Origin of the sequence: Paenibacillus sp. FSL R10-2782 (genome assembly GCF_038592985.1) — a bacterium.
GTDB classification, from domain to species: domain Bacteria; phylum Bacillota; class Bacilli; order Paenibacillales; family Paenibacillaceae; genus Paenibacillus; species Paenibacillus terrae_C.
Genome location: NZ_CP151951.1, coordinates 4,161,227 through 4,175,237, shown reverse-complemented (window position 1 = coordinate 4,175,237; position 14,011 = coordinate 4,161,227). Strand labels below are relative to the sequence as shown.

13 protein-coding genes, 1 tRNA gene and 1 pseudogene are annotated in these 14,011 nt (G+C 47.5%); 10 read left to right on the top strand and 5 right to left on the bottom strand.

The genetic code is table 11. From position 1 onward, the window contains the following. Window positions 1-39 precede the first annotated feature (39 nt). The 3 genes from NST83_RS18860 to NST83_RS18850 all read left to right on the top strand — a co-directional run bounded on the left by NST83_RS18860 (window position 40) and on the right by NST83_RS18850 (window position 2,335). Window positions 40-675, top strand: a complete 636-nt coding sequence (locus tag NST83_RS18860; protein WP_342415258.1) for an SDR family oxidoreductase — start codon at window positions 40-42, stop codon at window positions 673-675. A 128-nt stretch (window positions 676-803) separates the two neighbouring features. Then, complete coding sequence (locus tag NST83_RS18855) at window positions 804-1,442, top strand: TetR/AcrR family transcriptional regulator (protein ID WP_342415257.1); 639 nt, start codon at window positions 804-806, stop codon at window positions 1,440-1,442. A gap of 107 nt (window positions 1,443-1,549) precedes the next feature. After that, window positions 1,550-2,335: an SDR family oxidoreductase gene (locus NST83_RS18850; RefSeq protein ID WP_137060021.1), complete on the top strand. Its 786-nt coding sequence runs from the start codon at window positions 1,550-1,552 to the stop codon at window positions 2,333-2,335. A 191-nt stretch (window positions 2,336-2,526) separates the two neighbouring features. Here NST83_RS18850 and NST83_RS18845 read toward each other — a convergent pair whose 3' ends face one another. Further along, on the bottom strand, window positions 2,527-3,084 hold the full coding sequence (locus NST83_RS18845) for a phosphatidylglycerophosphatase A (RefSeq protein WP_342415256.1): 558 nt from the start codon (window positions 3,082-3,084) through the stop codon (window positions 2,527-2,529). Window positions 3,085-3,236: 152 nt separating this feature from the next. Between NST83_RS18845 and NST83_RS18840 the strand changes: the two genes are divergently transcribed. From NST83_RS18840 to NST83_RS18830, 3 genes are all read left to right on the top strand, one after another. Next, the gene (locus NST83_RS18840) at window positions 3,237-4,295 is read left to right on the top strand and encodes a GerMN domain-containing protein (protein WP_137060019.1); all 1,059 of its coding nucleotides are present in this window, start codon (window positions 3,237-3,239) and stop codon (window positions 4,293-4,295) included. A 93-nt stretch (window positions 4,296-4,388) separates the two neighbouring features. Beyond that, window positions 4,389-5,150 carry a ribonuclease PH gene (rph, locus tag NST83_RS18835; RefSeq protein WP_137060018.1) on the top strand — a complete coding sequence of 254 codons (762 nt, stop codon included), beginning with the start codon at window positions 4,389-4,391 and terminating at the stop codon, window positions 5,148-5,150. Next, window positions 5,150-5,782, top strand: a complete 633-nt coding sequence (locus NST83_RS18830) for an XTP/dITP diphosphatase (protein WP_044648295.1) — start codon at window positions 5,150-5,152, stop codon at window positions 5,780-5,782. The genes rph and NST83_RS18830 overlap by 1 nt, the downstream gene beginning before the upstream one ends. Window positions 5,783-5,954: 172 nt before the next feature. Here NST83_RS18830 and asnB read toward each other — a convergent pair whose 3' ends face one another. Further along, a complete protein-coding gene (gene asnB, locus NST83_RS18825; RefSeq protein WP_342415255.1) occupies window positions 5,955-7,799 on the bottom strand; it encodes an asparagine synthase (glutamine-hydrolyzing) in 1,845 nt (614 codons plus the stop codon). A 162-nt stretch (window positions 7,800-7,961) separates the two neighbouring features. Here asnB and NST83_RS18820 point away from each other — a divergent pair, with 162 nt between their 5' ends. Continuing rightward, window positions 7,962-8,321: a hypothetical protein gene (locus NST83_RS18820; protein ID WP_137060214.1), complete on the top strand. Its 360-nt coding sequence runs from the start codon at window positions 7,962-7,964 to the stop codon at window positions 8,319-8,321. A gap of 295 nt (window positions 8,322-8,616) precedes the next feature. Here the strand turns inward: NST83_RS18820 and NST83_RS18815 are convergent, their stop codons facing one another. Next, entirely contained in the window at window positions 8,617-8,910 is a 294-nt protein-coding gene (locus NST83_RS18815; RefSeq protein ID WP_137060014.1) for a DUF4870 domain-containing protein, read from the bottom strand. Window positions 8,911-9,086: 176 nt separating this feature from the next. Here NST83_RS18815 and NST83_RS18810 point away from each other — a divergent pair. Further along, a tRNA-Arg gene (locus NST83_RS18810) sits at window positions 9,087-9,160 on the top strand. A 269-nt stretch (window positions 9,161-9,429) separates the two neighbouring features. Here the strand turns inward: NST83_RS18810 and NST83_RS18805 are convergent. Continuing rightward, window positions 9,430-10,773, bottom strand: coding sequence for a 6-phospho-beta-glucosidase (locus tag NST83_RS18805; protein WP_342415254.1), 1,344 nt, complete (start codon window positions 10,771-10,773; stop codon window positions 9,430-9,432). A gap of 172 nt (window positions 10,774-10,945) precedes the next feature. Between NST83_RS18805 and NST83_RS18800 the strand changes: the two genes are divergently transcribed. Beyond that, complete coding sequence (locus NST83_RS18800; protein WP_342415253.1) at window positions 10,946-11,914, top strand: LacI family DNA-binding transcriptional regulator; 969 nt, start codon at window positions 10,946-10,948, stop codon at window positions 11,912-11,914. Window positions 11,915-12,025: 111 nt separating this feature from the next. Beyond that, window positions 12,026-13,318: pseudogene (locus tag NST83_RS18795) on the top strand (transcriptional regulator); the annotation flags it as partial. Window positions 13,319-13,822: 504 nt separating this feature from the next. On the opposite strand, the gene NST83_RS18790 reads toward NST83_RS18795, so the two are convergent. Then, window positions 13,823-13,996: a hypothetical protein gene (locus NST83_RS18790; protein WP_161797157.1), complete on the bottom strand. Its 174-nt coding sequence runs from the start codon at window positions 13,994-13,996 to the stop codon at window positions 13,823-13,825. Between the last annotated feature and the right edge of the window lie 15 nt (window positions 13,997-14,011).

Sequence of the window (14,011 nt, the reverse complement as noted above, 5' to 3'; positions counted from 1 at the left end):
AGAAGGACCAACGGCATCCAAGCCGGGAAAGAGGCTGATATGAATTTATTGCTGCTGGGGGCTACCGGTCGCGTGGGGCGTTTTATCCTGGAATACGCGTTGGCAGACGGTCATACCGTTACAGCCCTTGTTCGTTCATCGGACAAGCTGGAGGCATACAAATTAAGATATGGAACGCAGCTTCAGATCGTAGAAGGAGATGCGACCCATGCTGAGGATGTAGCACAAGCGCTGGAGGGCAGGACGACAGCAGTCATCAGCGCGCTGAATACGGACGGAACCACGACCTTATCCGTGAATATGCGTTTGCTGATCCGGCTTATGCAGGAGCAGTCCGTTTCCCGGCTCATTACAGTAGGGACGGCAGGGATTTTGCAGAGTCGGACGGAGCCATGCTTGTATCGGTATGAATCCTCCGAGACCCGGCGGCGCAGCACCCGTGCGGCTGAGGAACACCGCTGGGTGTACGAACTGCTGCGCGATTCAGCGCTGGACTGGACGATAGTCTGCCCAACCTATCTGCCGGACGGAGCGCGGACGGGCATATATCGCGTGGAAAAGGATCTGCTGCCCGAGGGGGGCACACAAATTTCCACCGCTGACACGGCCGATTTTACCTATCGTCAGTTGAGTAGCACTGACTTTCTACACACACGGGTAGGCATTGCCTATTGATGCTGTAGCGATTTTAGGATTTGACAAAAAATCAGATTTAGAATACTATGATTCTTGTTGGTAACAACGTTTCCGGAAAGACCATGTTCAAACTCTATGTTAAAAATAGTAAGGAAGTGCATTAAAAAATGTCCGAGCCATCGCATCCCTATAAAACCTATTCGGAAGTGAAGCTACAGCAGCAGCAATTGCTTCGTAAAAATGTCATTGATGCGGCATGTATCCTTCTTGCGGAAGAAGGGCCAGAGGCTGTGACTGTACGACGAGTTGCCCAGAAATTAAGCTGCTCCACCAAAATTATTTATAGTATTTTCGGCAGCAAGGATGGTCTCGCCAATGAGATGTATCTGGATGGATGTCGGCTATTGGCCGAAACCTTTCAACAAGTTCCGAAGACCGATAACGTACTCGCTGATCTGGAAGCTCTAAGCTGGGCGTATTGGCAATTTGCGCAGCTTCATTCGGCCTATTACAAAATGATGTTTGGTGGGGCTTTATCTGATTTTAAGCCGGATGAACAGAGTCTGGAGGGCACGACAACGGCCCTGTCTCAAATCCTGCAAACCATCATACACGGTATGGAGCAGGGTGAACTGGAAGAACATGATCCGCTGCTGGTTGTCCGGATGTTTTGGTCTGCTTTACACGGAGTCATACATCTTCAGTTTGCTGGTCATTTTTCAGATATAGACATGGCTCAAGAGGTGTATGCATTTACACTAAAGAATACGCTCCCAGCATTTAAAACACCCTCATCCCAATCTTAAAATATGAAGTGTACTGAGGTCGTCATAGTGGATGACTTCAGCTCATTTTGTAGCAATGGTAACAATGTTTCTTATATAAAACAATGATACTACGGAGGTTAATAATCATGTTTATGTACGCAAACAAAACAGCTCTGATCACAGGTGCATCATCCGGTATTGGGGAAGCCTTTGCCTATTCGCTGGCAGCTCAAAAATGCAATCTCATTTTGGTGGCACGTAATGAAACGAAGTTGAAGGCGTTGGCTGAGGAGCTCTCTGCTAAATACAATGTAAAGACAACAGTCATCGCACTTGATCTTTCCGCGACAGGAGCGCCGCAAACATTACATCAGGAGGTTCAAAAACATCAACTAAAGGTGGATCTCTTGATTAACAATGCCGGCTTTGCCACCTATGGATACTTCGAGCAGGTTTCAGGAGAACGGCAGCATGAGGAAGTCATGCTCAATGTGGCTGCTTTAGTCGATATCACCCATGCATTTATGCCTGATTTATTGCGTAACCGGGATGGCGGATTAATCAATGTGGCTTCCACAGCCGCATTTCAGCCCGATCCGTATATGGCGGTGTATGGAGCAACCAAAGCATTTGTGCTTTCTTTTACTGAAGCGCTATGGGCAGAAAATCGGAAACGGGGGCTTAAAGTTCTGGCGCTTTGTCCAGGCTCAACAGAAACGCCGTTTTTTGATATTGTTGGCGCAAGTGAAGCGTCAATTGGAGTTAGGGAAACTCCCCAAACCGTTGTGAAGAACGCGCTGAGAGCATTTGAAAAGGGGCGTAGTCACATCATTTCCGGTCGTCAAAACTATTGGGTAGCTCAGGTGTCCCGGTTCTTCTCTCGTCAATCCACGCTGGGAATTGTAGAACGTGCACTGCGCCCACAAAAATAAATCAGATTGTAACCATTACGTTAGTTTTCCCCATGCGCCGGGTCTGATCGCTTCTCATTTGAAGATCAGACCCGGCATTTTTGCTTATATACAGGTCAAGCGCACAGACGCTACTCCAGCCATGTCTTGTTCTCCTCTCACCCTGCATATATCTGTTGTATTCTAACCGTCGTTATTTAGCGAGTTATTATTTAACGGGTTGTATTCGGGGCGCTTTCCTCCCCAAGCTCCTGCTCGCGTTCTGCCTGCTTGCGATGCGCGATACGACTGCTGGCCGAAGCAGCGATGGCCCCGACAATATCGTCCAGAAACGTATGGATCGGTCCCAGGCTTTTATCGTTCAGTCGTTCCAGCACGCCCGGTTTAAGCTTGTCCACATAACCGTAATTCGTAAATCCAATGCTGCCGTATACATTTACAATGGAAAAGGCCAAGATTTCATCCACTCCGTACAGCCCTTCATCATTTTCGATCATATCCTGCAATGGGGGAAGGAGAGCGCCTTGCTCGGCAAGGATATCCAGTTGGATGCCCGTAAGCACCGCATTTTGGACTTCGCGTTTCATCAGTACCTTTTCCACATTCTCAATACATTCCTCCATCGTTAAATTCGGGTAATATTTTTTTTGCAAAAGCATGACCAGCTCTGCGATTTCCGTAATGTTTACACCACGCTTGTGCAGCCATTCGCGGGTGGCATCGGCTACCTTTTTACTATTCAGGCTATAAGGCACTTTTTTCTTGTCCATAAAGTTGAAGTTCCCCTCCTCGTATCGTTCCTGATTGTTACTGCAATTATGACCAGTGTGTCCAATCGGATGAAAAAGTAGTTATTTTTTACGCGAGGCTCGTATACATATTAGTACAATCTGTACAAAATTGTTAGGGAGGAACTTCATTTATGAACATAAAACATCCATTGCGCGTGACGTCCGTAGTAGGGCTGCTGACCCTGCCGTTGTTGTTGTCAGGCTGTAGCCTTTTTGGCAATGAATCGGCGTCTATTGATCCCCCGCCATCCACGACGGAGCAGTCTATGATCAAAGCGGTGACCGGAAAAGCCCCCGTCAGCACTGGACAACTGAGAGCTGTATTTTTACAGGATCATAACGGTTTGCTGGCCCCGGTATCCTTACCGATTGCTACAGGTGATGTGCAGGCGGATGCCAAGTCGGCGCTGGAAACGCTGGTGGAGGGCGGTCCGTATGCCGGATTATTGCCGGAGGGTTTCAAGGGCGTGCTGCCCCAAGGTACAGAAGTGAAGAGTGTGACGGTGGACAAGAAGAACAAGCTGGCAGTCGTCGAATTCAACAAATCGTTCGGCAGCTACAAGGCACAGGAAGAACGCAAATTAATGGAGAGCTTGACCTGGACCCTGACTGACCGTCCCGATATTCAAAGCGTACAAATCTGGGTGGATGGCAAAAAGCTGAACGAAATGCCTGTTGGCGGCACACCGCTGGATCATCCCCTGACCCGTGCAGTAGGCATTAATCTGGAGGTAGGTCATGGCGTTACGCCGCTGGATTCCAGTCCGGTTACGGTATATTTTTCATCTTCATCTCCCGCTGGAGTTCAATATTATGTGCCGGTAACACGGCTGGTCACCCCGGAAAAAGATCGTGTTCAGTCCGCGCTGCATCAGTTGATCCAGGGGCCGCAGACCCAGGATGGACTACAGGAAGTCATGACAGGGGAGACGGCTCTGAAATCTGTGGAACGCTCCAAGGATAACGTGATTACGGTATCGCTCTCGGATGATATGTTTGCCAAGGGAGAAGCGGTGCCTGCCGAGTTTCTGGAATCGGTCGTACTGACGGCGGCAGACAATTCAGAGGATGCGGTTAAAACCAAAATCCGGATTGAGCTGAACGGTGAAAAAAGCGTGATTGGACAAAATAATCAGAATTATGGAGAGCCTGTAGCCAAGCCCCAGCACATTAACGAAATTCCTCTTTAAGGGCGACGAATCGTCCTTGGGGTGCTTTTGCCTGCACACTTTGGTAAAATAAACGTATAAGAACAGGTTGCATACGACGTAGGAGGAAAAAGCATGAGTAGATCTAACGGACGAAACGGTGATGAGCTGCGCCCGATGAAATTGACAGCAGGAGTAAATAAGTATGCGGAGGGCTCTGTTTTTATAGAGGTTGGCGAGACGAAAGTCATCTGTACGGCTACCGTGGAAGAACGCGTTCCACCCTTTATGAAGGGACAAGGAAAGGGCTGGGTAACGGCAGAGTATTCCATGCTTCCGAGGGCGACTCATACGCGTAATCAGCGCGAGGCTGCACGTGGAAAGCTGACAGGCCGGACAATGGAGATTCAACGTCTGATCGGAAGAGCGCTGCGTTCGGTTGTAAATTTGCAGGCGCTGGGTGAGCGTACGATTACGCTGGACTGTGACGTGATTCAGGCGGATGGCGGCACACGCACGACTTCAATTACCGGTTCCTTCGTAGCGCTGGCGATTGCTGTGAATAAAATTGCGCTACAGCACAAGCTGCCTGTTTTTCCAATTACCGATTTTTTGGCATCCGTCAGCGTGGGGGTTGTTGGCGGCAAAGCGCTGCTCGACCTGAACTATGAAGAGGATTCCAAGGCCAAAGTAGACATGAACCTCGTGATGACGGGCGGCGGCAAGTATGTTGAGCTGCAAGGTACGGGTGAAGAAAGTCCGTTCGACCGTCAGGAGCTGGATCAACTGCTCAGCTTGGGTGAACAAGGAATTCTGCAAATGATCGAGCGCCAAAAAGAGGTGCTCGGACCGATTGCAGACAAGATCGGAGCAGGACGTGCGGGGGCTGGGGTCTGATGTTGCTGGAGGGTCCGGTTGTTATTGTCGCTACGAAGAATAAGGGAAAAGTGCGTGAATTCGCACATGCCTTTGCTCCGTTTGGCAAGGAGGTCAAAAGCATGTACGATTACCCCGACATTCCTGATGTCGTTGAGGATGGTAAAACCTTTGCCGAGAATGCCTTGAAAAAGGCCAAAGCGGTCGGAGATGTGCTCGGATTGCCTGTGCTGGCTGATGATTCCGGCCTGTGCGTGGATTTGCTGGACGGTGCGCCGGGCGTATACTCGGCCCGTTATGCCGGAGAAGGTGCCAGCGATCACGAAAACAATATCAAGCTGCTTGACGTTCTGGAATCGAAGCAGCTTGGTGATGATACCGGACAGCCTTTGCTAAGCCCGGCTCAATTTGTCTGCACCTTGATTCTGTATAATCCGCAGACAGGGGAGACCTTGGAATCGACTGGCTCGGTGGAGGGCTGGATTACAACGGAAACTGCAGGCAGCGGGGGATTTGGCTATGATCCGTTGTTTTATTTGCCGGAGTTTGAAAAGACGATGGCCGAGCTGACGCTGGAACAAAAGCAAGCCATTAGCCACCGAGGCGTAGCATTGCGTGACTTGGCGAAAAAGCTGGGGAATCCGCAGGCATAGTTTGATATAAGTAACAGGCCAGACACATAACGATCAAGAGGCTATCCGCCAGTCATGAGCTGCGGATAGCCTTTTTGACATTCACTATTTCCCGTCTTTATTTCCCATATACGACGAGAAAACACCGCCGTTCTTTGCCTCGAAGCCTGCTACTTTAGCTTTTGCCTTATCCTTACCGAATCGCTACCTTGTAAGTGCGCAGCCAGTTATCCACTTGAGTCAAATACGCAAACAATTGAGGCCCTGACATCAATTGACCGAACCAGGGCAGATTGCTGGATGCCTCCGGCGAGGCCGCGATATCCCGTACTTTTTGGGCATCAATCAGCTTGAGCAGCGGGGAGGAGGAATCATCCAATAGATCCAGCGCCTGCTTTTTCACAGCAGCAAGATAGGAAGGATTATGCGTTTTGGGATAGGGGCTTTTCTTGCGATACAGCACATCATCCGGCAATACGCCCTCCAGCGCTTTGCGCAAAATACCTTTTTCACGTCCGCCCGTCATTTTAATGCTCCACGGAATGTTCCATACATACTGTACCAGCCGATGATCGCAATATGGCACCCGTACTTCCAGTCCAGCCCCCATACTCATCCGATCCTTACGGTCCAGCAGAGTAGGCATAAAGCGGGTGATGTTCAAATAGGACATGACGCGCATTTGCGCGGCTTTATCTGTTTCCCCCGGCAGCTTCGGCACTTCTCCTACCGCTTCCGAGTAGCGGTCGTTCAAATATTCCAAGGGCTTGATCCAGTCCCGCACCTCGGGAGACAGCAGACTGGCTCTCATGTCGGGAGCAACTGACCACGGGAATGTACCCGAATTGAGCATTTCCTCACGATGGAACCACGGATATCCGCCAAACACTTCATCGGCTGCTTCGCCGGAAATAGCGACGGTAGCCCCCTTTTTAATTTCCCTGCAAAAGAGATACAGCGACGAATCCACATCCGCCATACCGGGCAAATCCCGCGTTAGCGTGGAGTTGTTCAGCGCTGCTACGACCTCGGGCGTATCGAATTCGATCCAGTGATGGTTCGTGCCTAGCTCATCGACCATCCGCTGAATCCATGGGGCATCGGCTCCGGGCTGGAACGCATGGGCTTTAAAATGCTTGTCGTTATCCACATAATCGACCGAATACGTATGAACTTGTCCCTGCCCGGTACGCTTGTAATACTCGACAGCCAGCGCAGACAGCGCACTTGAATCCAGACCACCCGACAGCAGGGTGCATACCGGAACGTCTGAAATCAACTGCCGCTCCACCGTATCCAGCAGCAGCTCGCGCACCTTGAGTGCAGTTTCTTCGGTGTTATCCTCATGCGCAAAGCTTTCCAGCTTCCAGTAGGCTTGAATGCGCACACCGTCTCGGCTGTACGTTAGCGTATGTCCGGGGCGCAGCTCCTTCATGGACGAATAGACGCCGTGTCCGGGGGTGCGTGCAGGTCCGATGATGAAAATTTCGGCCAATCCCTCGGCGTCGACTGCGGCTTCTACCGCAGGATGCTGGAGCAGCGCTTTGGGCTCGGAGCCAAATACGAATACGTCTCCGACTTGGCTGTAAAATAACGGCTTTACGCCTAGCCGATCCCGTGCGAGAAATACCTGCTCCCGCTCACTGTCCCAGACCGCAAAGGCAAATATGCCGTTCAGCCGATCCACACAATCAGGGCCCCACTCCATGTAGGCTTCAAGCAATACCTCTGTGTCGCATTGTGTACGGAAAATATGCCCTCGCTGTTGCAGCTCTTTTTTCAGCTCAGGCGCGTTATATATTTCCCCGTTATATACAATCGTATAAGTGATATCCTCAAGCTGGCGGATCATGGGTTGGGCGCCGTTGTCCGGGTCCATGACGCTCAGTCTTCTGTGTCCGAAGGCACACGGGTTGGATATCCAGGTGCCAGCAGCATCCGGTCCACGATCGGAGAGCGTTTGTGTCATATTAAGCAGCAGCTCCGATTGATGCATTAAGTCCCCGTTCCACTGTATGAAACCAGTAATTCCGCACATGTATGTTCATCCTCTCTTTGTCGTGTTCATCCAGTGTTGGGATGAAACCAAACTAAATCCCCAGTTCATCAGTATATATGCCGAAAAGGAGCATAAAATGTCTGTCCGTTCCGAAAACTACAAATGGGGCGACCCGTGTATTCGCAAGGAAGGAGGAAGGCAATGTACTACATCAAGGATGCTAAAATACGCCGCTTCACCGAGCTTGACGGCGTGCGCTGCGCAGAGGTAGAGGTGCGGCCTGGTGCAGCAGATGACCCGGAACTGCTGGTCTACATTACCGCCACCAATCAGCAGGACAGTCAGGCAGGCTATGACATGATACGCATCATTCGTAATGATGCCGATCTAGCGCTGGATTGGTACGACAATAACCTGCATTCCGCGTTTGAGGAAGTGACGGATAAGGCTTTTACCGACTCCACTCACATTACGGCTGGGGAAGAACGGGAAAAGTTTAAAAGGGAGCTGCTTTCCTATGGGCAGCTTAGCACGGAATTTGCCAAGGAGTTCGGCGTATGAGAATAGGATGCGCCATGCCTCGGCTTTTGTTGATTTGGGCTCCAGCACCATCGCGGAATCCGCGTGAAAGGAGGGGGAAATCATAGACGGCAAAGCGAAATACAAGAAGAACAAGGGCAGCAGTTATATTCATAACAATGAATTTGCGGAAGAAGTGCTTGAGAAAAACGTAAGGCATGAAGTGCCAAAAAGTCCTAGACGCTTCGGTAATAAATAAATTTGTCCATTAAAAATTTTTAAAGAAGCCTCCGTATCCCGTTTAACTCGCGGGATGCAGGAGGCTTCTTCTTTAGATTTATGCGGCTTCACGGAGCGTCATAATTCCTTTGTAGATGTTGTAGACAAATACCCCGAGATAGACCACAGCGAATAGCAGCACAAACCCGATTACAGAGCCTGCATGATTCGCCGTTGCAATAAAATAAAATAGCGGAATCGCCGCGATCATGGGGAAAATGTGCGATAAAATGGCCTTTTTTGCATGTTCCCGAACATACTCGTCCCGTACCGCAATCCATACAATGACAGGCAACAGAAATGGGGCGAAAAAAATACTGAAATAACAAAGTGATGACAATAGACCTCTCACGGACATACACCTCCTTCGTAGCATGGCCCTTTTGTACATAATACCCTGACAGCGTCCAAATGATTCCTTTTGCAGGCTGTTTACTGTACGAATGAAAAAAATGCTTGTGACAGTGAACATGGATGTGATATAATAATCAATGCGCTGAATACATAAGGTTTTACGAAATACATTTTGTCCCAGTAGCTCAGCTGGATAGAGCAACGGCCTTCTAAGCCGTCGGTCGGGGGTTCGAATCCCTCCTGGGACGTATAGCTAGAAGTTCAAAGCTCCTGTGCAGGAGCTTTTTTTGTGTTGTAGTGGGATGAGAACTCCTTGGGGAGTGTCGGAGCACAAGCAGTGCTAGCATAAATTTCGCAGCCTCAATCGTTGGGAGAATATTCCTCTTACGACGTATAGTAGCAGGTTCATCTACAATCTACGTGGATGTGCAATGAAAAAACGGTCGTGATCCCATCCGAGGCTGAGGGAGACGACCGTTCTGTCATACATCCAGCATGAACAAACTACTTTATAAATTTACACTGTCGCCTTCGCCTTATGCGCAAAAAATTGTGGCAAATGCTCTTTATGCGCTTCCAGCAGCTCATCCAGCACCGTTTGGGCGATGTCACCGCTTGGTACAAGCGGATTCAGGGTGAAGGCTTGCAGCGCTGTTGCGTAGTCACCAGTAACCGCCGCTTCAATCGTCAATTCTTCCATCGCCTTCATCACTTGCAGCAAGCCGCGCTGTGCAGGCGGGAATTTGCCAAAGTTTACAGGTTCAGCACCATGCGCACGGATTACACTGGTAATTTCAATCGCGCTGTCATAAGGAACATCATCAATTGCACCATTGTTACGTGTGCTAACCACCATCAGCGTGCCTTTGTTGTTATAGATGGAATTAATAATTTCACAGGCTGCATCACTATAATGGGCACCGCCACGTTTGGATAATTCCTCGGGTTTGTAATCCAGATTCGGATCTTTATACAGTTCAAACAGGCTTTCTTCGAGACGCTTGACGACTTGACCCCGAGTTCCTTCGGTTTTGGCTTCCTCTAATTCTTCCTTCAGCATGTTGTCTGTCATGTAGTAATACCGATGGTATGGACACGGCAGCATTTTCAATTGACGAACCTGATCATACAGGAAACGCATGTTTCTAATATTTTCAACGACCTTTTCCGGTTTTGCGCCGGGTGCGTACAGCCCTTCAATCACCTGCTCCGTTAATTCGGCCCCGGTTTTGTCATAAACTTTATGCCAGTGAAGATGGTTAATCCCTGCAAATTTAAAGAACAGCTCTTCTTCCGGTTTGTCCAGCACCGCTGATGCACTTTTGATCGCTCCGATGGGGACATTACATAATCCGATGACTTTGTCCCATTGACCATAGCGAAGCACGGCTTCGGTGACCATACCCGCAGGGTTGGTGAAATTAATCAACCACGCATTCGGACACAGCTCTTTCATATCCTCGACGATACTGAGGATGACAGGAATGGTACGGAAGGCCTTGAACATTCCTCCGGCACCGTTGGTTTCCTGACCGATCATACCGTGTTTTAACGGAATACTTTCATCCTTAATCCGGGCTTCGAGCAAGCCTACCCGAAACTGTGTTGTTACAAAATCGGCATCCTTCAAGGCTTCACGACGATCCAACGTCAAATGTACTTCACAATCAATGCCTGCCGCTTTCACCATTCGTTTGGCCATGGCCCCTACGATTTCCAGCTTTTCGCGTCCTGCCTCAATGTCTACCAGCCACAATTCCCGAATGGGAAGTTCTGCATAACGTTTGATGAAGCCTTCTACTAATTCCGGAGTATAGCTGGAGCCGCCACCGATGGTTGCTATCTTTAAGCCTTTTTTCATGATTGTTGCCTCCTGAGTACATTTTTTTAAACCGCTTTCTCAAGCTTCTGTTTCACTGTAATCTCTGTAATGCATTACAGGTCAAGAGCTTTTAAAAAACTTATTTTGAAAGGATGACATTATAGGACGAGGGACACGAACATGCTAAAATAGAAAGAACGAGGTGAGGACTATGGCGAATATTCATGAGATTGCAAAGCTTGCGGGTGTATCCTCGGCAACGGTGTCCCGTGTCATTAATAACCACCCGTATGTGAGTGAACCGACAAGACAGCGTGTGCAGGAGGTCATAAACCGACTGGATTACGTTCCTAATTTGAATGCGATTTCTTTAAAAACAGGCATGACAAAGCTCATTGGAATTGTTTCAGTTTCATTTAATGATTCATTAAATTTATTTGTGCGTGGTTTTACGATGTATGCTCAGGAGCATGGTTTTAATATAGCGCTTTTTATTACGAATGGGGATAAGGAGCGGGAGCTTGAAGCACTGGAAATGTTGCGGAGAAAGCAGTTGGATGCCTTGGTTTGTATGATTCGCGTCAATGAGTGGAGTGTGATCGAGCATTATACAAAATACGGTCCGATTGTGACATGGCAGCGTGTGACCATAGAGGCAATCCCGTCTGTATTCATGGATCAGTATCAGGGCTATACGCTGGCGCTGGAGCATTTGTATTCCCGAGGATACCGGAAAATTGTAAACGTGTATGGCAATATGCGGGGACTTAATACGAAGGAACGCATTCGGGCCTATCATGATTTTTGTGAAAAATATGATCTGGACGCTGAGGCCTTCCCGCATTTTTATGGTTTAAATTCAATAGCAGAGGGTGAACAAATCGCTCACTGGTGGGTAGAACAACCTAACAAGCCGGATGCGTTTGCTTGTTCTACAGATTATTTGGCAGCAGGGCTGCTGACCGAAGCACGCAGGCTCGACGTTTCTGTGCCGGATCAATTTGCGGTGGTCGGCTTTGATAACACAGAAATTTCGCATTTGCTTGATTTAACAACGATTCATTACCCGATTGATAAACAGGCTGAGAACGCGTTCATCATGATTCGCAACACCCTTGAAGGACTAGAGGAAGCGCTGCATCATTTGGAGTTTAGATTAGTGGAGAGAGCGACCACCTGATTTTGGGAAAGAGCTTTGAGTTGATATGCGAATATAGAGAAAAAGCATATTGACACATGCCAATATTTGGACAATTATATGAGATAAGTTTATAAAATTTGGATTCTTAAGCATCGTCCTGTTGCTATACATCAGCTTGATCGAATGACGCTGGCTATGGGATTACCAGAAGGCTCTTTTTACGAACGATACATAGATCATTACATTATCGAACGTTCCCCGGATTGGCGGCGAATTGAGCCAGTATTGTATCGCTGTGCTGAGCTGGATAAGCTGGAAGCGATTCAGCGTGTAGTTGGTCATATCATGGACAAGCTGCTATATTCCCCGAAGCTATTTGATACAGCGGAAATATTATTCGCACAAGGTCGACATGCTGCTGCGTTGTTGCTCTATGAGGGGGTTGCGGAAGGAGAGAAGTACCAGCATTCTGAACGCTTGGCCATCTGTCAGTATCGTATGTTTACGATTCAGGTTGGAGACGATCAAAACCGAAATCTCAGGGCAGCTACGCTATTTGAGCCCTTTGTCGAACGTCTGGATGAAATAGACCAGCTTGATGCGTTGAAAGATTTGGCGAATGTGTATCGTTCATTGCGTGAATGGGACAAGCTGGATGAAACGGCTAGAAAAATGAGAGATAAAGCGGAAATCCAATATACTTTGAAACATCAGCAGAAGAAGCAAAAGCGCGTGGAGCCTGATAGAAGGCTGAGTCGTCCCATGTTTGTGTACATCACCTATGCCGATTTGTTGTGTGCAGGTGTTTGTGAAGCCCAAGGCGATTATCAACAAGCTCTAGATTATACATACGCCTACGCTAATTTAGATTGGGTCAAAGAGACGGACGAGGATACCCTGCATTGGATCAAACTGTATCAACATTGGGCAGAAGGTAATACCTATGTAAATAAACTCCTGTCTGGAGATATAAGTGTGCTTCTGGATTATGTTGAGTATATTGCAGCAGCTTCAGTCACAGCCGAAAATGAAAAACTCTCAAAGCTGTTAAACGTTATGATAGCGGCTAATCGATATCAACTGAATGTAGATGATATACTCCAGCGGTTCAAATTGGAAATTGATTCTTTTGATCTATTGCCAGCATCTAATGATATGTATTCTCAGCAAGTGATGCCAGATTATTTCGCGTGGTTTGGCTACGAACTGGCTCACTATTATTTAAACCAAGGGATGTACAGTAATGGCTTTAAACATTTGAAGAATGCATCGATAAAAGCGAATATACTAAATAATGAGACATATTTTATAAATTGTATGGGATTGTTTGTTCGTTTCCAAGTCCATGCGGTTCCTGAAACCAAAGCGGAGTATTTCAATCTTATTGAAAAGGTGTGGGTAAGCAATGTTGAAAAAAGTAGTTCTACTGGTCATCACAACTAGCTTTTTGTTTATCTTAGCTATGCCTGTTCTATCGCATAGCGATAATCAAAAAATTCAGCCTCAAGTGCAAATTGGAGGTTCTTAAACGGATAGGAACAAAAAAATCCCCGCCAACCAATTAAGGTAACGGGGATTTATTTTATTATTTACTTTTTTCTGAATATGAATATCCCGATAAGTGCAACAACTATTATAGCGAGAATTCGCCATGAATGCGGTAGAAATTTAGTTAACCATAGGGCAGCAAATACTGTAGTTATTGCCAGATAGCCTAATCGTTCATTGGGTTCAAATTTCTTCCTATTGAAGAATACATTCAAATAGCCTATCGGCGGGGTTATAATGATCATTAAAATTATGACCATTGGTCTTAAATACCACTTTCTTTTCATTCTTCCTCCATTATTCGTCGTTGTTAATCACAGTAATTAAAGGAATTATCAAATCCATTGTCCATTGTTACAGTCAGAACAGCGCGCTCACCAGTTAGTTATGTTGGTTCGATTACATTATAAACTTTTTTTCATCAGGAAGCGTTTTGAGATCTCCATCCCCTACATTCGTTGCAAATGCACCTTCATAACCTACACCCCGATTATAAAAGCTTATTCTCATATTCTTTGAATCACTTTTAAGCTTATATGAATCAATAGTTCTATCTGTGCCTAAATCAATCATAACCATCTTATCTTA

Bases quoted from the DNA above. Each gene is read 5' to 3' on its own strand.
- NST83_RS18860 (WP_342415258.1), top strand. From the start codon at position 40: ATGAATTTATTGCTGCTGGGGGCTACCGGTCGCGTGGGGCGTTTTATC.
- NST83_RS18855 (WP_342415257.1), top strand. From the start codon at position 804: ATGTCCGAGCCATCGCATCCCTATAAAACCTATTCGGAAGTGAAGCTA.
- NST83_RS18850 (WP_137060021.1), top strand. From the start codon at position 1,550: ATGTTTATGTACGCAAACAAAACAGCTCTGATCACAGGTGCATCATCC.
- NST83_RS18845 (WP_342415256.1), bottom strand. From the start codon at position 3,084: ATGGACAAGAAAAAAGTGCCTTATAGCCTGAATAGTAAAAAGGTAGCC.
- NST83_RS18840 (WP_137060019.1), top strand. From the start codon at position 3,237: ATGAACATAAAACATCCATTGCGCGTGACGTCCGTAGTAGGGCTGCTG.
- rph (WP_137060018.1), top strand. From the start codon at position 4,389: ATGAGTAGATCTAACGGACGAAACGGTGATGAGCTGCGCCCGATGAAA.
- NST83_RS18830 (WP_044648295.1), top strand. From the start codon at position 5,150: ATGTTGCTGGAGGGTCCGGTTGTTATTGTCGCTACGAAGAATAAGGGA.
- asnB (WP_342415255.1), bottom strand. From the start codon at position 7,799: ATGTGCGGAATTACTGGTTTCATACAGTGGAACGGGGACTTAATGCAT.
- NST83_RS18820 (WP_137060214.1), top strand. From the start codon at position 7,962: ATGTACTACATCAAGGATGCTAAAATACGCCGCTTCACCGAGCTTGAC.
- NST83_RS18805 (WP_342415254.1), bottom strand. From the start codon at position 10,773: ATGAAAAAAGGCTTAAAGATAGCAACCATCGGTGGCGGCTCCAGCTAT.
- NST83_RS18800 (WP_342415253.1), top strand. From the start codon at position 10,946: ATGGCGAATATTCATGAGATTGCAAAGCTTGCGGGTGTATCCTCGGCA.
- NST83_RS18790 (WP_161797157.1), bottom strand. From the start codon at position 13,996: ATGATTGATTTAGGCACAGATAGAACTATTGATTCATATAAGCTTAAA.